The organism is Bacillus mycoides (assembly GCF_018742245.1).
Taxonomy (GTDB): domain Bacteria; phylum Bacillota; class Bacilli; order Bacillales; family Bacillaceae_G; genus Bacillus_A; species Bacillus_A cereus_U.
The window spans coordinates 2,717,275-2,739,949 of the sequence record NZ_CP036132.1; the positions used below are offsets into that span (position 1 = coordinate 2,717,275).

The window sequence follows — 22,675 nt, forward strand, 5'->3', positions numbered from 1 at the left end:
ATTCCCTACAGGTTTTTTTTATTTCGTATTTATTATTTTCTCTTTATAACTCTTCAATTTACTCGTCAATCCTATTAAAGCAGGTAACAACATTGGCAATACAATTACAGCTAATAGTAACAGGGCAACGCCAACAACTGATGCTACTTGTATAAGCGTCAATACTCCTGATGGAATTAACGCTGCAAATGTACCACCTAAAATAAGTGCCGCCGATAATACAACCCCTCCAATATGGCGAGATGCATTTACAATTTTCGTTACTGAATCCCCTTCTAGCTCATTGTATCGCATCATTACGAAAATGCTATAATCCACTCCTAGTGCAACAATCATAATGAAGCTAAAGAATGGAACATTCCAGCTTAGTGACTCCACGTTTAATACATGTATACTAATTAATTCACTTATACCAAGTGATGTGAAATACGCTAAAATTAATGATCCAATAATAAAGATTGTGTTTACGAATGAACGTGTAATCATGATTAATACAAGTGAAATACCGATCAACATAATAGTAGCTGTACGTAAGAAGTCTTTTTGTGTTACGTCTTTTAAATCCACGTTTCGAGCAGTTGTCCCGCCGATTGCTGTTTTCGTCGATTTTAATTCTGTACCATTTAACGTACCGTCTATCGTTTTATTAATCTCCTGAATGATTGGCATCGCTTCTTTTGAATACGGGTTTACGTCTAAAATAATTGTCATTTTAGCAGTCTTTCTATCATGTGACATGTACGTATTCAATGCTTTTTGGAAATCTTCTCCTTCTAAAACTTCTTTCGGAATATAAAATTTCTCAGAGCTTTTCGACTCATTTAGCTCTCCTAAATATTTTTGAGCATCCCCTAGGCCATTACTTACTTTTCCAAGCCCTTCTGTACTTTTAGATAAGCCTGATTGTAATTGCCCCATCTTTTCTTGCAAATCTTTCAATCCAGTTAATAATTGCCCTTGCCCATCGTTTATTTTCGTTAATCCAGATTGTAACTCAGCTGATTTGTTCGCAATTTGTTTTGAACCTGTAGCTCCTTCGTTCAATCCATTTTTCAGTTCAGCAGCTCCTTTTTGTAGTTGCGTTACTCCATTGTTCATTTCCTTTAAACCATTATCTACTTTTAGTAACGATTGATTTGCTTCTTTAAATGAACTCATCGCTGCTTTGTGCTGCGTCGCTAATTGATTTAATTCATTTGAAAGAACACTCAATTGCTTCTGAGCTTCTTTTGCAATTCCTAATGTTTGCTGCACATTAGGATCATTTGCTAATTCTGGTTTTGTTTGAATGAAATTGTTCATTAACGTTTCAATTTGTTCATATCCTTTTTTCGCACCATCAATCGCTTGAGAAATACTTCCGAAATATTGATCGTACGAACTTAAACCTTTTTCTAACTGAGCATAACCAGCATGAAGCTGTGAAGTTGCATTTGACAGGGCATTGATATTTCCGTTTAATGATGCTAGCCCATCCTCTATTTGCTTCGCTCCTTGTGCTCCATTGTTTATTCCATTCGATAATTGATTTAAAGCTGTCCCTAATGCTGATACGCCATTTTTCGCTTCATTTGTTCCATCAATTAACTTTTGAACATTTGCGAGACTATTTGAGTCATTACTACCCATTTTATCTTTCGCATCAGTTAATCCTTCATTAATTTCTTTTATGCCACCATTTGCATCTCCTAAGCCTGTATTCAATTCTCCGGCTTGTTTATTTATATATAATTCTTTAATCTTATCTCCAGTTGGACGCGTCGGTGAATATACTTCTGAGACTCCTTTAACTTTCGAGATTTTATCAGTAAGTTCATCTAAAGTTTGTAAAGAAGTCGCCTCATCTAACTTTTTATCCGATTGAATGACTAACGTACTTGGTGAAGAAAAACCAGGCGGAAAATGCTCTTCTATTACGTTAATCCCCATTTTTGATTCATATTTATTATCCACTTCAAATAAATCATTGTAATTAAGCGTGTTAGAATATTTTAATATGAAAGGAATCGATATCACTAATACGATAATTAAAGCGATAAAAGGTCTTGCTACTGAATTTTTCGCAAAGAATCCCCATAAACGACTATCCTCATGTCCTTTAAATGTTTTAACTGGATAAAACATTCCTTTTCCTAATAGCACCATGAAAAATGGATTTAAAGTGGTTAATACAAGTAGTAATACTGCGACACCAATTGCTACCGCTGAAGTAGATTGATATAATTTAAAACTTGCTAAAGCAAGTGATGCAAAACCAATTAGCACTGCAATTCCGCTATATAAAACGGTTTTACCTGCTGATTTAAATGTTTCTTTCGTAGCTAAATATGCATTTTCTTGTTTACTTAATTCTTCTTTAAACCTCGTATATAATAAAATGTTATAATCTGTTCCCACTCCAAACAGTACGACAACTACAAATACTTGCGTAAAGTTAGAAAACGGAAAATTAAATTGATCTACAAGATGAGAAATAATCCCCATTGAGACTAAATACGATACACCAACTGTAAGAAGAGAAACAATCGGAACAACTGGTGAACGGAATACAATGATTAATACTACAAGAATGAAAATGATTGAAATAACTTCTGTCTTTTTCACTCCCTCTTGAGAGGATGTAAGAAAATCACCCGCTATTAAATCACTTCCTGTTAAGTACGTTTTAACTCCTTTCGGTTTAATTTTATTATGAAGTACATTTGCAACTTTTGATATTTCACCATGCTTTTTATCTACCGATATTTGCGTTAAAATAGTCGTATTGTCTTTAGAAATTAACTGTTTTTCCAAGTCTTTATTATCTAAATGTGAAACAACTTCCTTAATTCCTAATTGCTCTTTTTCACTTTGTAACGCATTGATCGTTTTTGTTATTTCCTCTTTTTGCTCAGTAGTTAAAGCTGCTTTATTACCACTATTAAAAACGGCTATAATTTCGTACTTTTCAACACCTTCTTTATCCATCTCTTTTATCATCTTGTCAGCAATACTACTTTGTTCTGTATTAGGAATCGTAATTTGCCCTTTTTCTTTCACTAACTTATCCATATTAGGCATCGTTACGACCATTGTAATAGTAATAACTACCCATAATAGAAAAGATAAACTTCTCCAACTTTTTAATTTGCTCATATGAATCATCTCCTACTTTTAGAATTTCATGTTGCATTCGGAATGAACGTTCATTCCTATTATTCTATTAAATTATTTTTAAATCTATTTACCTACCTCTATCGGAATGAATATTCATTCCTTTAGTTGTACGGATATATCATCTCCTGTTCTCATTTTATATATCTATTTCGGAATGAATGTTCATTCCTATCCTTATAGAGCTATAGAATCAAATGATTCTAATAGCATTCCAAGAGCTTTCTTCCAATTCTTTTACTAATTCTTTTGAGTATTCTAATTGCCCTGTTGCCATTACTTTAGTTAATTTTTCTAGCGGTTGATATACAATAATAATTAAAGCAACTGGAGGCAATGGACGGAGCAAACCTTTTGCGATTCCATCTTCTATAATATTCATAAAGAAGCCTATAAAATCGTCAAATATTTTGTTACTCTGTTCATCAAGAAAATAACTATCACAGTGAGAATTTGTAAAAAGAAAAGCATCCACATTGTTTCTCGCAAATTCAAATAAACGGTTATAAATATGACTAAACTGTTCACGAATATTTGCTTCAACAGGAAAATCAGTTTTTAGTATTTCAGATAATTGCAACATGCTCTTTGAAAATAGTGAGTTAACGAGTGCCTCTTTATTTTCAAAATAGCGATAAATAGTACCAGCGCCAACATTTGCTTTTTCAGCAATCATCGGAATTGTCGTACCATCGTAACCACGCTCTGCGAAAAGTTTTATAGCAGCATCAAAAATATCCTCTTGTTTATTTTTAGCCATTTTGCTCACCTCAATTTTTAGGAATGAAAATTCATTCCGTTTTTAATTATAAATTACACGGATTAAAAGTCAAGTGCGTGACAAAGTAATACAGAATTTTTATAGCCCATGCTTGTGAATGAAATTACATCAGCGATTTTTAAGATATATCGACTTACCGACAAAAACTGACAACATAAGAGGAAGCCATCCAAAAATTTTATTTTGGACAGCTCGATTTCATATATGTGAATTAAAAGAAATCATAAATAAATGCTTCTCGTACCGGTACTAAATTCTCAAATACTCGTATTTCCTCTTCGCTTCCGCTAATTAATTCAAGTTCTTTTAGCTCTAACGGACGTTTGTAGCCAAACATTATTGTAGATAACGCATTGATATCTAGTCTAATTCCTTTATGCAATGTCTCTTCGTTTATAATTGTTACTTCATGATTTGCAAGTTTCACAGTTACGTTATTCCAAGGTGCAAATGAATCTGTAATTTGTAAGATCACTTCTTGCTGCGCACTGTTCCAATTAAACTCATATTGATTTAAGAACTGCTCCACATCTACAATTCTACCCATAAAATATGGTTTCAGTTCTGCCTTCACTCGCGGTTCTTGCAATGTATATAACAATGGTTCTTTTTCACTTAGTATCATTTCTAGATCTTTAATCATAGAATCATGTTGGCAGATGAAGTTCCAAAGACCAATTCTTGCTTCATTATGTAATGGGACAAATTCTTCTACTTTCATTTTAGAATTCTCTATTTTGTATAAAATGTAACCAGCTACCGTTTTATTTTCATCATAGTAAATTGCCAATGTTAAATCATGATACACCGCTTGTAACCACCATTTACGTCCGCGAACTAACATACCAGAAAATCGTTCTGCAAATGTTTCATATAGATTCTCTACTTCTTCTGGATGATTATCTTTACTAAAACGTTTCACTGTACCATTCACTTGTTTTTTAATTATTAAATCGCTCTTTGTCATCTGACATACGATTCGATTCGCACAAAGTTCCCAGCCGTATTTACGATAAAATGAAACGGCAAATGGATGTAACATCGATACACTATATCCATCTCTTTTCATAGTTTGCAGTGAATGCTGAAGTAACTCTTTTACATATCCACTTCTTCTATGTTCCGGATACGTCGCTACCCCCGCAACGCCGCCCATTTTAAATTTGTCTTTGCCTATGTAAATATGAAAAGGAATAAGGTGCAGTTTTGCTGCTAAATCTTTCCCTTCCATAATGCCGTATATTTCATGACTTTCTTTCATTCGAGTAAGTTGCTGCTGCAATCGTTCCTCATTTACTTTATATTGAAAAGCGTATTCTGATAAACGTAATGCTTCTCTGAACTTATCTTCTTTTAATTGTATGACGGTCATATAATTCTCCTCCATTCCCTATATGTATTGTATTATAATTTTGAATGTTTCGGGTTGATGATTAGAAATATATCAACGTTTTGAATCCCAGATAAGATTGGTAGGAAAATATGGATTTTCAACGCTAAGTAAATCCTATAATAAAAAAGCTTAATTTCTCGGTATTGTAAGAGAGAAATTAAGCTTTAGTTAGTTCATATGACTTATAAAGACACATTTACCACTTTAAATAATATTAGGGTGATTTTTCTCGTTGTAAAGTTATAGAAAATTAATCCCCCGCATTATCTTTCCATTTACAGATTCTTAATCATTGTGCGATGAGGGATACCCGCATCTATAAATTCTTCAGAAATACTTTCATACCCTAAGTTTTCATAGAAACCAATTGCATGTTTTTGGGCATTCAATTTCACTTTAGAAATGCCCTGACTTTGTGCAAACTTCTCAATTTCATTCATAATTAATTTTCCAGAACCCGCTTTACGATCAGTTGCCACTACACAAATTCGTTCAACTTTACCAACGCCATCTACAATACGAAAACGTCCAGCTCCAATTGGCTTGCTATTATCGTATAACACAAAATGAGTAGCGGTTTTGTCATGTTCATCAATTTCTTCTTCTACATCGACTTGTTGTTCTTCTATAAAAACCTTTTGTCGAATAGCGTAAGCATCTTCTAATTGTTGTTGATTATTTACGATTTCTACTATCATAAATATTTCTTCCTTTCTAAGTTGAAATGTTTCATCAATTGTCCAGTTAATAAAATAAATGAAAACGATTAAAATCAATAGGTACCTTTCTTCTTGTTCGGCTTCTTTTCAACGTTAAGGGAAAAACCTTGTCTCAAAAGTCCTATCGTTGTTAAATAATTCATTTTTAACATTGTAAGTAACTTGCTTATCAAGTCCTTACGAGCTTAATGTATATTTAATACTGTATACCTGCTTTTCATCCTACTATTTAGCTAACTTTTGAAGTTCTTCGAAGAACGTAGGATATGATACTCCTACTGCTTCTGCATCTTCAATTGTTGTTTCTCCTTCGGCTATACAGCCAGCAATTGCAAGCATCATTCCAATGCGATGATCACCGTGACTATGTACTGTATTTCCTTTTAGCTTCGATTTACCGTAAATAATCATTCCATCATCAGTTGCTTCTATGCGAGCTCCTAGTTTCGTTAATTCCGCAACGACTGTATCGATACGATTTGTTTCTTTCACTTTTAGCTCGTGTGCATCTTTAATGACTGTAATTCCGTCTGCTTGTGTTGCTGCTAAGGCGATAATTGGAATTTCATCGATTAGTCTCGGAATAATATCCCCGCCGATTTCGATTCCTTTCAGTGACGATGTTTCAATTGTAATGTTTGCAGCTGGCTCTGATGCACCTTCGTTAATTGGCTCTACAGTAAACGTAGCCCCCATTTTCTCAAGAACATCAATAATACCTGTACGAGTCGGATTCATTCCTACATTTTGTAATAACAGTTTACTATTTGGAATAATTGCACCTGCTACTAAGAAAAATGCCGCAGATGATACATCACCCGGAACTTGAACGTCTGTTCCTTTTAGATTTTGTCCACCAGCTAGTTTTACAGTTTTCCCTTCGCGAGTTACTGTAACGCCAAACGCCTCAAGCATTCTTTCTGTATGATCACGCGAAACGTGAGGTTCTGTAACAGTTGTTACACCTTCAGCACGAAGACCTGCAAGTAAAATAGCTGATTTCACTTGCGCGCTTGCGACAGGTGAAGCATATTGGATCGCTTTTAAATCTCCTCCGCGTATTGTTAGCGGCGTAAACGTTCCTTCTTCTCGACCATCAATTTTTGCGCCCATTTGCTTTAGTGGATTTGTTACACGCTGCATCGGTCTCTTCGCAATTGAAGCATCACCTTGCACGCAAGAAAAGAATGGTGTGTTTGCAAGTATTCCTGACATTAATCGGATCGTTGTACCAGAATTACCAACATCTAATACAGCTTTTGGTTCTTGCAAACCTTCTAATCCTTTTCCAATTACCGTAACTTCGTCTTCATTTTGCGTAATCTCTACTCCCATTTCTTTAAAACAAGAAATCGTACTTAAACAATCCGCACCAGGAAGAAATCCTTTAATTGTTGTTTTTCCATCTGCAATTGCGCCAAACATGACAGCGCGATGCGAAATTGATTTATCACCTGGGATTGTAATTGTGCCATTCAATCCATTAGTTACAGGTTGTATTTTTGTTCCCTTCACGTTCTCACCTTCTTTTTTAAATTGTTTCATACGTTTGGTATTCTTCTTTTCCTAGCGCCAGCTTTGCCTGCATGCGGTCTTCTTCTCTTTGGAAGCTAATTCTAAGCACCCCAAGCAATCCTTCGCGCGCTTCTAATATTTGCAAGTTTGTAATGCTAATTTCTTCTTCTGCTAAAATACTCGTAATATGAGCTAATGCCCCTACTTTATCTAAAACATCGACGTATAAGTCGTGATAGGCAGGAATTGCGCCTCTCTTTCGCACTGGTAAAGAGTCACGGTATTCTTTCGCATCTGCAAAATAGCTTTGTATTTCTCCTGCATCTCCTTTAGAAACCGTCTTATATAACTCTTCCATTTCTGAGATCCATTCTTCTAATAGTTCCAATAAATGACCGCGATTTTGTTTTACGATATCACTCCACATTTTCGGACTACTTGATGCGATACGCGTTATATCTTTAAATCCGCCTGCCGCTAGTTGGTGAATAAGCGGGTTATCCCCTGCATGTTTCTCAACTTGTTTTACTAATCCTGCTGCGATTAAATGTGGGAAATGACTAACTATTCCTGTTACATAATCATGTTCTTTTGTATTTAATACGAGAAAATGAGAACCTGTTCCTTTTAACCATTCTTTTAGCTCGTCTACTTGATCCGCCTGCACGTGATTCATTGGCGTTAAAATGTAAAATGCGTTTTCAAAAAGGTGTGCCTTTGCACTTTCAACTCCTGTTTTGTGAGAACCTGCCATCGGATGACCGCCGATAAATGAAACTTTCTTTGTTAATAAAGCCTCCGCTTCATTCATGATTGTCCCTTTCGTACTTCCTACATCGGTAACAATGACATCTTCTCGTAAATGAAATGATGCAAGTTTGTGTAATAACTTTTTCGTTTCTTCAACTGGAGAGGCAAAAACAATTAAATGTGCCTCCTCACATGCACTCTGTAAATCTACTGCTACTTCATCAACTACATGTAATTCTTTTGCGCGCTCTACTTGCTCTTTAAATATGTCATAGCCGGTAATCGTTACATCGTGCTCTTTTTTTATCGCTAATGCAAGTGAGCCTCCTATTAATCCTGTTCCAATTAATACTACCTTTTTACACATTTGCCTCATCTCGAGACTTACTTTTTTTATTTTCAAAGTGTTGTTTTAACACTGAAATCACTCCCTCATTTTGTTCCCTTGTTCCAATTGTAATGCGCACGCCATTTGGAAACGGACGAATAATAAAACCAGCGTGCGCGCAAGATTCATAAATTTCTCCAGCATCATCTACTGGTAAGAAGATAAAGTTCGTTTGCGACGGATAAAACGGGATTTCATTTTCTGTACAAAAACTTTCGTACTGGTGTAATCCCTCTTTATTAACACGTACTATTTCCTCAATAAACGCTTCATCACTAAAGGCAATCGTTGCCGCTTTTTGCGCTAATGAAGATACGTTAAATGGCAAACGGACAACATTTAATTTCTCAATTAACTCTTCCTGCCCTATTGCATATCCGACGCGGAAAGAAGCTAATCCGTATGCTTTAGAAAATGTTCTAAGTACAAGAATGTTTTTATGCTTTTCCAGAAGTGGTAATATCTCTGGAAAATCTTTTGCTGTTACGTATTCATAGTACGCTTCATCAATGACAATTAACGTATTTTCACTAATACCTTCAATAAATCGAGTCAATTTTTGCTCATTAACATATGTGCCTGTCGGATTATTCGGATTACAAATCCAAACGATTTTTGTATGTTCATCAATTGCTGAAGAAACTTCGTCTAGATCATATACACCGTTATTTAAAGGAACTTCTTTCACTTTACATCCTTCAATAACCGCATGGTGACGATATTGAGGGAATGTCGCACCAGCAGTAACAATGTTATCTCCTGCTCTGAGCACTGCACGGCTTATAATTTGAATGACTTCATCGAGCCCACTACCACAAAGTACTTGTTCCATTTTCACTTGTAATTTCTCTGCAATCGTTTGACGGAGCGTTGTAGCTCCGCCATCTGGATACAATGCATGTTCCTGCCACGATTTTTGTAATTCTCCTAAAACACGAGGTGAACAGCCAAATGGATTTTCATTTGATGCTAACTTAACAAATGAATGATTCCCGTATACTTCTTTCATTTGCTCTGGTGATTTACCTGGTTTATACGGTTGTAATGATGATAGTTGATCTTTTACTCGCATGTTAACCCCGCCTTTTCATTAAAATTCTTTTGCGTATTTGTTATGTTGCGTAATGTTTTGCTTTAGTAATTCCATGCGGTCTTTTCCGAATTGTTCGACTAGTGAATCTGCAAGTTCCCATGCAACAACCGCTTCAGCTACAACACCTGCTGCAGGTACTGCACAGCTATCAGATCTTTCAATACTCGCTTGGAACGCTTCTTTCGTATCAATATCTACGCTTGCTAACGGTTTATATAATGTAGGAATTGGCTTCATTACACCTCTTACTACAATTGGCATACCTGTTGTCATACCACCTTCTAAACCACCCGCATTATTTGTTTTTCTCGTGTATCCTTTCTCTTCATCCCACATAATTTCATCGTGCACTTTACTTCCCGGCTGTCTTGCCGCTTCAAAACCAATTCCGATTTCAGCACCTTTAAATGCATTCACGCTCATAATAGCACCGGCAAGTTTTGCATCTAATTTACGGTCGTAATGGACGTAGCTACCAACTCCAATTGGCATACCTTCTGCAATTACTTCAACAATACCACCGATTGAATCTCCGCTGCTTTTCGCATCATCAATCGCATCCATCATCTCTTGTTCTACTTCTTTATCTAAACAGCGAACAGGTGAATTTTCAGTAATCGTTTGAATTTCTTCTATCGGCAAGTGAGTAATAGGCTTCGCTTTTACTCCGCCAATTTCAAGAACATGTCCTGCGATTTCCACACCTAGTTCTTTCAAAATTTGTTTCGCAACTGCACCAGCCGCAACTCTAACAGTCGTTTCTCTTGCAGAAGAGCGCTCTAATACGTTTCTTATATCACGATGACCGTATTTAATTGCCCCGTTTAAATCCGCATGTCCTGGACGTGGTTTTGTAATCGTACGCTTCATTTCTTTACTTTCTTGCTCTGAAATTGGTTCTGCGCCCATTACTTTCGTCCAATGTTTGAAATCATCATTTTTTACGATTAACGTAATCGGTGAACCGAGTGTCATCCCGTGACGTACACCACTTACAATTTCAACTGTATCTGTTTCAATTTGCATGCGTCTTCCGCGCCCATGCCCTTTTTGTCTTCTTAATAATTCTTTATTAATATGTTCCGCCGCGAGTGTTAAACCTGCTGGTACACCCTCTAAAATAACTGTTAACTGCGGACCATGTGATTCTCCAGCTGTAATGTATCTCATTTCTCTTACCCCTTTATTATTTTTTTGTACAAAAAAGTCCCTACTGAGCGCTCAGTAGGGACGATGTTTATCGCGGTACCACCCTAGTTGTAGACTTATTTCGTCTACCTCTCTTCTGCTTTAACGATCGTTTGACCGTCTTTCCCTTCAAAAGTTGGCGGGAAAGATGCTCCAAGGCTGTAATTCATGCTTACCTTTGTACTGATTCACACCGACCATCAGCTCTCTTTAACAGTGAGATAAGCACTACTGTTTCCTCTTCAGTGCATATATGATATGGAATTAAGATAATTTATTTTTGAAACCTTTTAACTCATCCATGAATCTATGGAATTCTGGAATATCCATTTGTTGCGCAGAATCTGATAACGCAACTGCTGGGTCCGGATGTACTTCCGCCATTACTGCATCTGCTCCAATTGCAAGTGCCGCTTTCGCTGTTGGTAATAATAGATCTCTACGTCCTGTTGAATGTGTTACGTCAACGATAACTGGTAAATGTGTTTCTTTCTTTAAAATCGGTACTGCTGAAATGTCTAATGTGTTACGTGTCGCTCTTTCGTATGTGCGAATACCGCGCTCACAAAGAATAATTTGGTCATTACCTTGTGCAATAATGTATTCCGCTGCATTAATGAACTCATCAATTGTTGCTGCTAATCCACGTTTTAGTAATACTGGCTTATTAACTTTACCTACAGCTCGTAGTAAATCGAAGTTTTGCATGTTACGTGCTCCAACTTGAATTACATCAACGTATTCTAGCGCCATTTCTACGTCATTCGGATTTAAAATTTCACTAATAATCGCTAAGTCGAACTCATCTGCTACTTGGCGTAAAATTTGTAAACCTTCTACTCCTAAACCTTGGAAATCGTATGGAGATGTTCTCGGTTTGAAAGCACCGCCGCGCATTAATTTAAGTCCTTGATCTTTCATCGCTTGCCCTACTTGGCGAACTTGCTCTAAACTTTCTACCGCACAAGGTCCCATAATGAACGTTTGTGTTCCGTTTCCAATCAATTCACCTTTAACATTAACAATTGTATTTTCTTTTTTCTTTTTACGTGAAACTAGTAATGCTTTACGGTTATCATCTTCTTGTAATTCTAAGCTTGCTTTGAAAATCGTTTTGAAAATATGTTGAACCGTTGACGTTTCGAATGGTCCTTCGTTATGCTCTGCGATCATATCAAGCACTTCACGCTCACGTACTGGATCGAAGCGTTTCGTACCTTGTACTTGTTTTTGCTCTCCAATTTTTTGAACGATTTCACCGCGTTTGTTTAAAAGGTGTAATAGTTGTAAGTTAATTTCATCTACCTGTTTACGTAATTGATCTAATTCATGATTTGCCATTTGGAAATCCTCCTCTAATGTTTTAAAAGTATAGTAAGAGAATGTAAAATTCTCTATTTTCTGAACTGATAAATTATACAAATTTAAAGTGGAATCGATACCTCTTCTTATTTTAAACTAATAATTACCATAAAAACACTATCTACTAGTTAAAAATCACTTTTTTTGTACAAAAAATCCCTACTGATCCAATCAGTAGGGACGATATTTATCGCGGTACCACCCTAGTTGTAGACTTATTTCGTCTACCTCTCTTCATTGTTAACGATCATCTGACCGTCTTTCCCTTCATAAAGACAATAGTATCTTTACTACGAAAAAGATGCTCCAGGACTGTAATTCGCTCTTGTTTTTGTACTGGTTCGCACCAACCACCAGCTCTCTGTTACAGGGAAACAACAACTACTCCTTTTCCTTTCAACGCATATATATTTTATTTTCAAGTTGGACCATTAAAATACAAAAAGTCCCTACTGAATAAATCAGTAGGGACGATATTTATCGCGGTACCACCCTAGTTGTAGACTAACTTTCCGTCTACCTCTCTTCACTGTTAACGATCATTTGACCGCTCTTTCTTCATAAAGACAATACTATCTTTACTACGAAAAAGATGCTCCAAGACTGTAATTCATGATTATCCCTGTACTGGTTCACACCAACCACCAGCTCTCTGTTACAGTAAGACTAACCACTACTGTGATCTCTTCATTGCACTTTGTTTATTCAAATGTTTTTGAAATTGAATAAGTATGATTCGTATTATAGAACGCTTTTCAAAACACTGTCAACAACTTTTTATTTATTTTTTAAAAATCCGTTTTCGCCTTATGATTCCTCTTGTAAATTCTCCGTTACAATTCCGATACGAATTATCTCATTTTCTATTAAATTCAATACATGTCTTTCTACACCATACTTGGTTAATAGTTCTTTTATTTGTATAATTTCACTTTCAAGTAAATCGGCTTCTTGACACGTCTGAAGTAAAGTGAAAAACACATTTGCATACAATTCTTTATACGCTTTCAAACTCTCTTTCTTTTCAAGTATCTCTATAAACAACTGTTTCATTTCTTCTTGATTACATTGTCCTTCCACACCTTGAAATTTACTCGAAATAATATTTAGTCCTTTTTCTAAAACCTCATCCATGCATAAAACAATACGTAAAAGCATCATGTATTCTCTCGTTGATATTACGCCCATTTTCGGACGTTCTCTTAAAAACACACTAAGCCACGCTGTCCAAAATTTTTGTTGTTCCTTACCACTTAACGTTTTTACGTAGTAGAATAAATACTGCATAAATTTAATTTTATTTTCTTCGTTTTCTTGCATCAAAAGTGGATATAACCAATCTGTTTTTTGCTCCCAATATAATACGCATTTAATAAATACAAAGCTAAGCCATTTTAAAAATGCTTCTCTCGTATATGGATGTAGTGCCTCTAAATGTTCTACCGCATACTTAATATATCGCCTTATTTCTGTAAACAAAGGCACATTAATTTGCGTATAACATAATCCCGCCCACGCATATTTCGTAAGCTCACTTTCTTTCTTTAAATCTAAGTAAGGTAATAAATTTTTTCGACACCATTGCTTCTCAATATGGTATAAAAACGTAATATCTGCTGTTAAACGAGCAAACATAAAGTTCTTTCTTTCCGAAGTAATCCTTACCTGCTCCTCAAATAAAAATAAATATTCATACACGTTGCGATCGTATAAATGATCATATGCTAACAGTTTTAGTAATACAGCAGTCATCTTCCCAACAGGATGCTGAATAGATTCATTGTAAAACTCTTGTTTTCCAATCTTAAAATCCGATTCCCCTCTCATAACTTGTGGAAGTACAGAAAAAGAAAAACGTTTTACAATCCGTATACTATTTTCATCTAACTCTTCTAATCGATTACTAATTTCATATAGAAAATTACTAATTAACCAATGAAAAGCAGTATTTCTAACAAACTTCTGCAATAACGGTATAATCTTTTGAATTTGTTCATTCGTCAAATTTCTGTTATTTCGCCATTCTCTAATACACACAAACCATACTTCATTACTAATTTCGTGCACGCCTACTAGTTGATAAGCAAACGAAATACTCCACTCTACATTCAATTTACACGCTTTTGATAACATCTCTGAAAAATGACGTTGCTCAAAAACACCATCTCTTGAAAATTGCCGAACTTGCTCCATTATTTCATCGTCTTTCAGCTGCAGCAATCCATCAGCTGTTACATTGCATGTAATACGTTGTTCATTTGCCTCTTTCTTTGGAACACTGTATTGATCTGAAGAAAAATGAGGGTGTTTCTGTTTCATTAGCTCATATCCTTCCGCCGTACACTTACTATTCGGATCACACGTGAATAGTAAGTCTAATACAAGACAAGCATCAAACGCCCTCTCTTCTGCAAGATACTCTAATACATGTTGAATTACTTCTTCTTTCGTTTCTTCTAAAGCATCTGCGTAATAATTCTTTAAAAGTTGAAACACTTCATGTTTACATGTGAAATCTAAAAGAACATCTGCATGTAACGACCACTTCAGTTTGTCATCCGCTGTAATGAATACATTATTAATCATTGCTTCAATCGCAATTCGCTTTTGAAGTACGCTATCAGTTTCAATCATTTCTGTAATATAATAATTTGCTTTTTTCTCATTGTTTTCACATAAATATGTAAGACACTCTTTTACAATTTGAATTAAAAATGTAAAATCATTTTGCTGTAACTCCTGCACTGAAATTTCTCTATCTCTTTTTTTCAGTGCATGTTGTCTTAATGACAATAGTTGTATCTTTTCTAATCCCATAACCATAATTGGATTTGCGTAGTAAGCGATATGTGGTCTCATTTTCTCTTTCCAAATTTGCTCCACATGAGAAAAAATAGGCATTGGTATACGACTCGATTCCTCGAGTTCAATCGACTCTTGCGTATCATTTCCCCATCTTCTTACACGCTTCAGTTTAAGTTTCCCGTCTAAAATAAACGTTAATAGCAACAAGCCAATTTCTTTATGCTCAGGGAAAGAACATTTTTGCAATAAATATGTGATCATTTCAATAGAGCTACTATCTTTCTCTGCTGTTTCTAATAAAAGCAATGTCCATCTTGCAAACAACAAAGGGTCCATCGTTTCTTTCGTTTCGTTTAAGTAAGTACAAATTGTTCGCCACCATAACGGGGATATTTTAGAATGATTTTTAAAAATCAATTGAAATAGTTCTTTTTGATGACTAAATAGAAATTGCCCCACTAACCATTCCGCAAGCAATTCATCTACTTCATCATAATTTGCTGTAAGCAGAAATAAGTTTCTTAATTTCCCTTCTGCTTCAAGCCATTCCACCCATTCATAATCACGAGCAAATTCAACGAAGTACCGAACGGTTTCAATTTTTTTTATTGACTGTTTTATATAGGATAATTGCTCCTGCTCTACTGATGGAGGAACGGTTACAATATCACGAATACGCATTCTTTTCGTAATATAATTATCCCCCATTAATTCCGCCCACCGCTTCACCGCTTTCACAAGTGCCTGATGATTATTTGCTTTATTCGGATACACAATCGGTCTTATCCCTAAATGCTCCCAATGATATGTATTATCACCTTGTGCGACGAAAGCATAACGCCTTGTACTCGGTGGTAAGCCTGTTGCTAAATATTTCATTACAGGATCATTATGACTATACCCAACGAATAAAACAGTGTAATTTGAAAATAAATCAACTAAAAATCGTCTCGCCCATCCTTCTGTTAAGTAAGCCCTTCCAAAATCACCATCCGTTAAAATTAAAGCTTCTTTCTCTTGTTCTATATTCCCATGTATGTAAGCCAACCCTTTAAACGCTCTCCCTGTCGGTAAAGCAGGTGCATAATAAATATTCAGCTCTCTATTCATTTCTGTAATTACAGACGTAAAATGTTGATCAAAGTTTGTCGTTACAATTCGAACATCCGCATCTAACGGAAACAGCCTTGGAATCGCATAGTGTAATGGATTTGGTTTTGATTTTTCTATATTAACGAGGTCTCTTGCAACTTGATGCACATCTTTCGTTTTCGCAATTTTACCGAGATAATAATCGTGGGGTTCTGTCATCTCACGCCTTTCGACATATAAAGCTTTCGAAATTTCATCAACTAAATCATCGAAATTCGGTAAGTTTGATTTCCCCTTCATAGAAACTCCTGCTCCAACGAATAATACTAACTTCCCTTGTTCAAGGTGATCGATTAACTCATCTGGAATTTCTACTTCTGAAGTAATCCACATCCCGGATTCCCCCTTACCTAAAAATGTCATACGCTCTCATTTCACTATAACATTTTTTGAATGTTTTTTTAATATTTAGATAAAATTTCGACGTGATAAAGTTTTATCTAATTTAAACACTTACAATGTATGAACTCCTGAATTTATTGTAAAACTATGTATAAATGGGAGGTGTAAATATTGAGTGATATTACTGTAATACTTATTAAATTTATATCATGCATCATCGCTTTTAGTATCGGACTAGCTCTATTTTTCCCAGCAACGCTCGTCCAAATCATTTCTTTTAGTCTCTTCGTCACAATCGTTTCTTATATGTTTGTTGATAAAATTATTTTAAATCGAATTGGCAATTCCGCTGCCATTATGACGGATTTCTTACTTACGTATTTAAGCGTTTGGATTTTCGGTAATATTTTATTAGACAACTACATGCAAATTGCATGGGGCAGTATCCTTTCTGCCATCGTCTTTACATTATCAGAAGTAATCGTCCATCGCTTTTCTAATTCCCACTCAAGGCACAACAATGATAACATTCGAATTAATCGCCGGTTTGCATATGGTACGGAGTTTGCTGAAGAACAGAATGTGTTGGATAAAGATAAGAAGAAATAAAGCCATAATTACTGGTGCAAAAAAGGAGCTGTCTCATCAGTCGAATTTTTGACGATGTGGCGCTCCTTTTTATTTTTTGTAATATCAATACGGTGAATGAAATTATATTAACGATTTTTTGAATATATCAACGATTCGACAAAGAATATCGATTTACCGACAATGTTTGACGACCTATCCTCAAATAAAAAAGCTGCCCCCATTTAGAGACAGCCACTTCAATACTTACGCTTCTACTTTTAGATCTTTCAATGCAACAACATCCGCAAATGATCCAAACACAACATTATGATGCTTTACAATATCTTCAGCACGCAATACATCTGTATCAAACGTACTATGCGCATCGCTCACTAATGTTACTTTATATCCTTCACTAAACGCTCTGCGCGTTGTCGTATCAACACAGTACTCTGTTTGCATTCCTGAAATAATAACATGCTCAATCCCTTTTTCTTGTAACACTTCGTTTAAGTTCGTCTTATGGAATGAATCTGGCGTCGTCTTTTCAACGATATTGTCCCCTTCTTGCGATGCAATCGCCGCATGTACTTTCCAGCCATCTGTACCTTTTTCTAACGGATGATCTTTTGGCCCGTTATGTTGTACATAAATAACCGGAATACCACTTGAACGACATTCCCCAATAAGCTCTTGCAACGTTTCTAAAAACTTTACCCCATTATGTACTGGGATTCCTGCTGTATACATACCCGCTTGCACATCAATAACTAGTAATGCCTGTTTCATTTCACACAGCTCCCTTTGTTTGTATAAGCCCTTTCATAAATCATTATAATTGTTTATATTCCATCATCCAACAATCTTCTAATTTCCCCTCATGCAGTTCATGTTCCTTTAAAATCTTCACTTTTTTAAATCCGCATTTTTCATAACACTTTATCGCACGTTCGTTATTTACTTTAGGGTCCATTGCAATTGTTTCTGCACCCTCTTCTTTCATAATGTATGTAATTGCTGCTTGAACGAGTTTTGTTCCAATTCCCTTTCCCCAAAAGAGTGGTTCACCGATAAATTGGTCCATTCCCCATACATTTTGTGATTCTTCATATCCATATAACGCTTTCCATTCAAAATCAACTGGATACATTTGAATGTAACCGATCGGCACTTCATCGAATTCTATTAAACATCTTTTTTCATTACTGTTTGGATTATGTATAAAATGGGCAAGTACCTCTTCTACAGATTGCGGATTATCTCTTCCTTCGTAATACTGTAGGACTTCTGGGTCTTTTAACCATTTAGAAATGATAGGTGCATCGTTTTTTGTTACATATCTAACTAATAATTGTCCCTTTTGGAATAACATAGGCCACCTCCTTATTAGTTACTCTTATAATAACTTTTCTATATACGGATAGTAATTTTTTAAAACAGCTTTACTTGCATAATCCCACAATAAGAAATTATTCTGTTCAACTTATACTGAGTATCATAAACTATTACTTAACAAACTAAAAGAATGTTTCCCATAATGAAGTTCTTTTGTAACAAGACCTAAAAAACTAAAACAATTTGGAGATGAGACTTTGAAATCGACATTAATCATTCTTCGCGGAAACTCCGCAAGTGGCAAAACAACAATCGCAAAGGAACTGCAAGAACATTTCGGGCAAGGAACACTTCTAGTCTCACAAGACGTTGTGCGCAGAGATATGCTAAAAGTTCACGATACAATAGGTAACTTATCTCATGATTTACTATTTGAAATTACGAAGTACGGAAAAGGAAAATGTGAATTTGTTATTTTAGAAGGTATACTGAACAGTCGTAGATACGGTGATATGCTGAAAGAATTAATACATTATTTCGAAGGAAACGCTTATACATATTATTTTGACTTATCACTTGAAGAAACGATTAGACGGCATAATACGAGAGAAAAACGACTTGAATTTGGAGAAGATTTATTGAGTAAATGGTATAACCCGCACGATACAATTGAAGTTGATAAAGAAACTGTTTTTACAGATGATTTCACGCAAAAAGACATATTTCATGCCATTGTTAATGATGTGACACATCAAAAATAAGACTGACAGGATAAGTCAGTCTTATTTTCATTATGTTCCTTGTATTTCAGTTTTGATAACTGAACAATCTTTACATAAGTAATAATATATCTTCATTTCACCAAACTGAAAATCAACTACTGAAATAAGTTCCCGTTCCTCAAGGTCTTGTGTAATTGTAGCAACATATTTCATCTCTTTAGAACAAGCTGGACATCCCAAATCTTCTGGAACTTCATCGTATAAAGGCGCTCCTAACAATCTACATATATATTCCGAACCGAATAAGTCAAAAGCTTCCCAGTAACGATCTTCATCAGTAGGTATATCTTCATTTTTCATATTTGTTAGCTTTACATTAGTTTTTGGTAGATCGACCGGTAGTTTATCCTCATCTTCCATTATCCAATCTTCCGTATTGTCCTGCTTTATTATTTGTACCGTTTTACCACCATTACTTAACTGAAAATATTGCGGCTCCCACACCATCGAACAATTCAAGCAAGAAACGAATGGTAAAACATTCATTTCATCATTTTTAAGTTCAACAAGCCTATCATCTTTCAAATCTAAACTAAAGATTTGATGCATTTTCTCATTGCATAGCTTACATAGTGGTAAGTCACAATCTTGACCGCCAAAATAATGATTATATGAATCTTTCCCTTCAATTACTCTATACCCTTTTATTTCATTGTAATGTGTGCCATATAATTCTGTTGTCATATTTAATCCTCTTCTCGCTTATAAAGGTGATCCTCGATACTAATCTTTTAATAACTTTCGGTACATAAAACATTTTTTATTGTTGCTAATCATCATTTTTCTTATTCTTATCACCGTTATCTTTTTGGTATGAATACGATAATAAAATAATAACAATTTACCAGAAGACTGAGTTCTGTATCCATTCTGACACTATAGGGATTTGGAACGTTATAAACCCTAGTATAAGACTAAATAAAATAATTACTATTTTATGAATATTTTTCTCCTATTTATCTAATTGTATTTTAATAGTGATAGAAGTGCTAGAAGAACAATATGGTTGTCAGAAATACAAATAAGGATTAAATAATTCAATATGGTTACTTTTACTGCTTACTGTACTCAGCAGCAAAAGTAAGGTTTTATTCTTTTACATATCCTTCAAATTTTTTCAATGAATCACATTAAGGCAAAAAATAAAAGCCAGTCTCAATAAAGAGAACTGACTTCTATTTGGATAACCATTATTATAAAACTTTTACTTTAACAGTTTGTCTTCCCCAGTTCATAGCTTTACTTTTTGAACCCATTAAAACATCAATACGATTTCCTTTAATAGCACTACCAGTATCACCAGCAATAGCTTCTCCATAACCTTCTACCCATACTTTAGATCCTAATGGGATTACCTTCGGATCTACTGCGATAATTCTCATATTAGGATTTTCCGTTAAATCATGACCCATCGCAGTTAAAACGCGTCCACCATATGTACCATTTTCACTTGGATCAGCAGTATATGCTGTCGCTACTACCGTTAATTCACGTTTAGCAGACTGTGAGTTATTTTTAGATACTTCTTGTGTCTTTGTTGCTTCTTTTGCTTTCGCTTGTTCTTGCTCTTTTGCTTTCGCTTGTTCTTGTTCTTTTACTTTCGCTAATTCTTGTTCTTTCGCTTTCGCTAATTCTTGTTCTTTTGCTTTCGCTTGTTCTTGTTCTTTTGCTTGTTCTTGTTCTTTCGCTTGTTCTTGTTCTTTTACTTTCGCTAACTCTTGTTCTTTCGCTTTCGCTAATTCTTGTTCTTTCGCTTTCGCTTGTTCTTGTTCTTTTACTTTCGCTAATTCTTGTTCTTTCGCTTTCGCTAATTCTTGTTCTTTTACTTTCGCTTGTTCTTGTTCTTTCACTTTTACTTCTTCTTTCACTTTTACTTCTTCTTTCGCTTTTACTTCTTCTTTCACTTTTACTTCTTCTTTCGCTTTTACTTCTTCTTTTGCTTTTACTTCTTCTTTCGCTTTTACTTCTTCTTTCGCTTTTACTTCTTCTTTCGCTTTTACTTCTTCTTTCGCTTTTACTTCTTCTTTCGCTTTTACTTCTTCTTTCGCTTTTACTTCTTCTTTCGCTTTTGTTGCTACCTTAGCTTTTGCAACTTTCTGCGTTTTTGCTTCTTCCTTCGCATTTACCGCTTTTTGTACTTTCGCTACTTGCTTCGTTTTCTCTTCAGCTTTCTTTTCAATTGGTGCTGTACTTGATAGGAAAGAAACGTTTGCATAAGCTGTTTTTCCTTTATACTCAAATTGTAGCCATCCATCTTTTACTTGATGCGTTGATTCAATTACATCATCTTTTTTCAGTCTGCCAAGAATTTCTGATTCTGTGTTTGCTTCAGAACGTACATTTAATAGGTTTGCTGTTACATGATAAACATCTTTTGTAAATTCCGAACTTACAAACAATTCTTTACCATTTAAATCAATTTTTGACCATCCTTCTTCAGTATGTATGACTTTTAACTTTTGTCCTTCTTTTACTTTTTCGATAACTTTTGATTCCGTTGTTGGCTTTTCACGTACGTTGAGTACATCCGCTGTTACGATAGTTTCTGCGATAGCAGATGTTGTAAAAGCCCCCAATCCAAAAACTGTTGCTGTTGCTGCGCCAATTAATTTTTTCATAATAGCCTCCATTGCGTTTTTTGGGGTTTTATCAAATGCTTCCATAAAATTAGGTGATTTCACGGAATATCAAAACATTTGCAAAGGTACATTGATATCGCTTAATATACCGTTATTAAAACCCTTTACTCCAATAGTATCAAATTCTCATTTTTAATTCTATACATTATAAATCTACTTATCTTATATAAACGTTTCCTATCCTTCTTCTTTTTACTAAATGGTTGTCGCAATTCCTGCCAGAAATAAACTTACGATTGCTAAAAATTGAGTACCGACTATAGCCCCTCTTAAATGAAACTTGTAATCTTTATATCCCTTCATCCCTTCCGTACAAGGAATAACAACAAATCTCGGAGTAATCCAGCAAAATATAAGCCAATCGATTATTAATAAATCTACTAAATTGAAAATCATTAAAATGCTAAAACTATGTAAATAGGCCTCAATATACAATAGTTTTTCATGTTGATGTAATATATATGTTGAAACGAAAGGAGTACCGAAGAGAATCACATTGTATGCAATACTAAAGTAAATCGTTTGCTTTTTTTCATTAATCGATTTCGGAAAAACTACCTTTTGAATATCTTTTGGATAATCATTTAACCAAAGACGAGGATTATAATATAAAGACCCCAAAATCATTACGGATAGTACAATAGACATGATGACACCAACGTACATTGTTTGCTCTAATTGACTCATAAGTCTCATTCACCCTTTTCT

General features: G+C 35.0%; 17 protein-coding genes and 3 other annotated features. Of the genes, 2 read left to right on the forward strand and 15 right to left on the reverse strand.

Translation table 11 applies throughout. The annotated features are described in order from the left end of the window. Positions 1 to 18 precede the first annotated feature (18 nt). From EXW56_RS13895 to EXW56_RS13940, 10 genes are all read right to left on the reverse strand, one after another. Positions 19 to 3,135 carry an MMPL family transporter gene (locus tag EXW56_RS13895; RefSeq protein ID WP_215557018.1) on the reverse strand — a complete coding sequence of 1,039 codons (3,117 nt, stop codon included), beginning with the start codon at positions 3,133 to 3,135 and terminating at the stop codon, positions 19 to 21. A gap of 211 nt (positions 3,136 to 3,346) precedes the next feature. Further along, a complete protein-coding gene (locus tag EXW56_RS13900; RefSeq protein ID WP_002110452.1) occupies positions 3,347 to 3,913 on the reverse strand; it encodes a TetR/AcrR family transcriptional regulator in 567 nt (188 codons plus the stop codon). 232 nt (positions 3,914 to 4,145) lie between these two features. After that, positions 4,146 to 5,306: a GNAT family N-acetyltransferase gene (locus EXW56_RS13905; RefSeq protein ID WP_215596644.1), complete on the reverse strand. Its 1,161-nt coding sequence runs from the start codon at positions 5,304 to 5,306 to the stop codon at positions 4,146 to 4,148. Positions 5,307 to 5,602: 296 nt separating this feature from the next. After that, on the reverse strand, positions 5,603 to 6,025 hold the full coding sequence (locus EXW56_RS13910; protein WP_033714084.1) for a GNAT family N-acetyltransferase: 423 nt from the start codon (positions 6,023 to 6,025) through the stop codon (positions 5,603 to 5,605). 246 nt (positions 6,026 to 6,271) lie between these two features. Next, a complete protein-coding gene (gene aroA / locus EXW56_RS13915) occupies positions 6,272 to 7,561 on the reverse strand; it encodes a 3-phosphoshikimate 1-carboxyvinyltransferase (RefSeq protein ID WP_199692936.1) in 1,290 nt (429 codons plus the stop codon). A gap of 16 nt (positions 7,562 to 7,577) precedes the next feature. Further along, entirely contained in the window at positions 7,578 to 8,678 is a 1,101-nt protein-coding gene (tyrA, locus tag EXW56_RS13920) for a prephenate dehydrogenase (RefSeq protein WP_215596645.1), read from the reverse strand. Beyond that, positions 8,671 to 9,771 carry a histidinol-phosphate transaminase gene (hisC, locus tag EXW56_RS13925; RefSeq protein WP_215596646.1) on the reverse strand — a complete coding sequence of 367 codons (1,101 nt, stop codon included), beginning with the start codon at positions 9,769 to 9,771 and terminating at the stop codon, positions 8,671 to 8,673. The genes tyrA and hisC overlap by 8 nt, the downstream gene beginning before the upstream one ends. A gap of 18 nt (positions 9,772 to 9,789) precedes the next feature. Continuing rightward, positions 9,790 to 10,962 (reverse strand): chorismate synthase, encoded by a 1,173-nt coding sequence (gene aroC / locus EXW56_RS13930; protein WP_215596647.1) that lies wholly within the window; start codon positions 10,960 to 10,962, stop codon positions 9,790 to 9,792. A gap of 53 nt (positions 10,963 to 11,015) precedes the next feature. After that, positions 11,016 to 11,235 (reverse strand) — a binding site (T-box leader). Positions 11,236 to 11,244: 9 nt separating this feature from the next. Beyond that, complete coding sequence (locus tag EXW56_RS13935) at positions 11,245 to 12,321, reverse strand: bifunctional 3-deoxy-7-phosphoheptulonate synthase/chorismate mutase (protein ID WP_001273572.1); 1,077 nt, start codon at positions 12,319 to 12,321, stop codon at positions 11,245 to 11,247. Positions 12,322 to 12,515: 194 nt separating this feature from the next. Continuing rightward, positions 12,516 to 12,751 (reverse strand) — a binding site (T-box leader). A gap of 54 nt (positions 12,752 to 12,805) precedes the next feature. After that, positions 12,806 to 13,042: a binding site (T-box leader), on the reverse strand. 107 nt (positions 13,043 to 13,149) lie between these two features. Beyond that, complete coding sequence (locus EXW56_RS13940; RefSeq protein WP_215557023.1) at positions 13,150 to 16,662, reverse strand: DUF4020 domain-containing protein; 3,513 nt, start codon at positions 16,660 to 16,662, stop codon at positions 13,150 to 13,152. 150 nt (positions 16,663 to 16,812) lie between these two features. Here EXW56_RS13940 and EXW56_RS13945 point away from each other — a divergent pair, with 150 nt between their 5' ends. Continuing rightward, positions 16,813 to 17,250: a YndM family protein gene (locus tag EXW56_RS13945; protein ID WP_002110461.1), complete on the forward strand. Its 438-nt coding sequence runs from the start codon at positions 16,813 to 16,815 to the stop codon at positions 17,248 to 17,250. Positions 17,251 to 17,475: 225 nt separating this feature from the next. Here the strand turns inward: EXW56_RS13945 and EXW56_RS13950 are convergent, their stop codons facing one another. After that, positions 17,476 to 18,000, reverse strand: a complete 525-nt coding sequence (locus tag EXW56_RS13950) for a cysteine hydrolase family protein (RefSeq protein ID WP_215596648.1) — start codon at positions 17,998 to 18,000, stop codon at positions 17,476 to 17,478. A 43-nt stretch (positions 18,001 to 18,043) separates the two neighbouring features. Continuing rightward, the gene (locus EXW56_RS13955) at positions 18,044 to 18,583 is read right to left on the reverse strand and encodes a GNAT family N-acetyltransferase (RefSeq protein WP_215596649.1); all 540 of its coding nucleotides are present in this window, start codon (positions 18,581 to 18,583) and stop codon (positions 18,044 to 18,046) included. A gap of 220 nt (positions 18,584 to 18,803) precedes the next feature. On the opposite strand from EXW56_RS13955, the gene EXW56_RS13960 reads away from it, so the two are divergent. Next, positions 18,804 to 19,307 (forward strand): kinase, encoded by a 504-nt coding sequence (locus EXW56_RS13960; RefSeq protein WP_016105177.1) that lies wholly within the window; start codon positions 18,804 to 18,806, stop codon positions 19,305 to 19,307. A 30-nt stretch (positions 19,308 to 19,337) separates the two neighbouring features. Here EXW56_RS13960 and EXW56_RS13965 read toward each other — a convergent pair whose 3' ends face one another. The 3 genes from EXW56_RS13965 to EXW56_RS13975 all read right to left on the reverse strand — a co-directional run bounded on the left by EXW56_RS13965 (position 19,338) and on the right by EXW56_RS13975 (position 22,654). Further along, a complete protein-coding gene (locus tag EXW56_RS13965; RefSeq protein WP_215596650.1) occupies positions 19,338 to 20,012 on the reverse strand; it encodes a hypothetical protein in 675 nt (224 codons plus the stop codon). Positions 20,013 to 20,521: 509 nt separating this feature from the next. Then, entirely contained in the window at positions 20,522 to 21,946 is a 1,425-nt protein-coding gene (locus tag EXW56_RS13970) for an SH3 domain-containing protein (RefSeq protein WP_252197269.1), read from the reverse strand. 216 nt (positions 21,947 to 22,162) lie between these two features. Continuing rightward, positions 22,163 to 22,654 (reverse strand): hypothetical protein, encoded by a 492-nt coding sequence (locus EXW56_RS13975; RefSeq protein ID WP_002110474.1) that lies wholly within the window; start codon positions 22,652 to 22,654, stop codon positions 22,163 to 22,165. Positions 22,655 to 22,675 lie beyond the last annotated feature (21 nt).

Excerpts from the sequence above, each read along its gene's own strand:
- EXW56_RS13975 (WP_002110474.1), bottom strand. The coding sequence starts at position 22,654 with ATGAGTCAATTAGAGCAAACAATGTACGTTGGTGTCATCATGTCTATT.
- aroC (WP_215596647.1), bottom strand. The coding sequence starts at position 10,962 with ATGAGATACATTACAGCTGGAGAATCACATGGTCCGCAGTTAACAGTT.
- EXW56_RS13940 (WP_215557023.1), bottom strand. The coding sequence starts at position 16,662 with ATGACATTTTTAGGTAAGGGGGAATCCGGGATGTGGATTACTTCAGAA.
- hisC (WP_215596646.1), bottom strand. The coding sequence starts at position 9,771 with ATGCGAGTAAAAGATCAACTATCATCATTACAACCGTATAAACCAGGT.
- EXW56_RS13900 (WP_002110452.1), bottom strand. The coding sequence starts at position 3,913 with ATGGCTAAAAATAAACAAGAGGATATTTTTGATGCTGCTATAAAACTT.
- EXW56_RS13950 (WP_215596648.1), bottom strand. The coding sequence starts at position 18,000 with ATGAAACAGGCATTACTAGTTATTGATGTGCAAGCGGGTATGTATACA.
- EXW56_RS13935 (WP_001273572.1), bottom strand. The coding sequence starts at position 12,321 with ATGGCAAATCATGAATTAGATCAATTACGTAAACAGGTAGATGAAATT.
- EXW56_RS13895 (WP_215557018.1), bottom strand. The coding sequence starts at position 3,135 with ATGAGCAAATTAAAAAGTTGGAGAAGTTTATCTTTTCTATTATGGGTA.
- EXW56_RS13905 (WP_215596644.1), bottom strand. The coding sequence starts at position 5,306 with ATGACCGTCATACAATTAAAAGAAGATAAGTTCAGAGAAGCATTACGT.
- tyrA (WP_215596645.1), bottom strand. The coding sequence starts at position 8,678 with ATGTGTAAAAAGGTAGTATTAATTGGAACAGGATTAATAGGAGGCTCA.
- EXW56_RS13965 (WP_215596650.1), bottom strand. The coding sequence starts at position 20,012 with ATGACAACAGAATTATATGGCACACATTACAATGAAATAAAAGGGTAT.
- EXW56_RS13910 (WP_033714084.1), bottom strand. The coding sequence starts at position 6,025 with ATGATAGTAGAAATCGTAAATAATCAACAACAATTAGAAGATGCTTAC.
- EXW56_RS13970 (WP_252197269.1), bottom strand. The coding sequence starts at position 21,946 with ATGAAAAAATTAATTGGCGCAGCAACAGCAACAGTTTTTGGATTGGGG.
- EXW56_RS13955 (WP_215596649.1), bottom strand. The coding sequence starts at position 18,583 with ATGTTATTCCAAAAGGGACAATTATTAGTTAGATATGTAACAAAAAAC.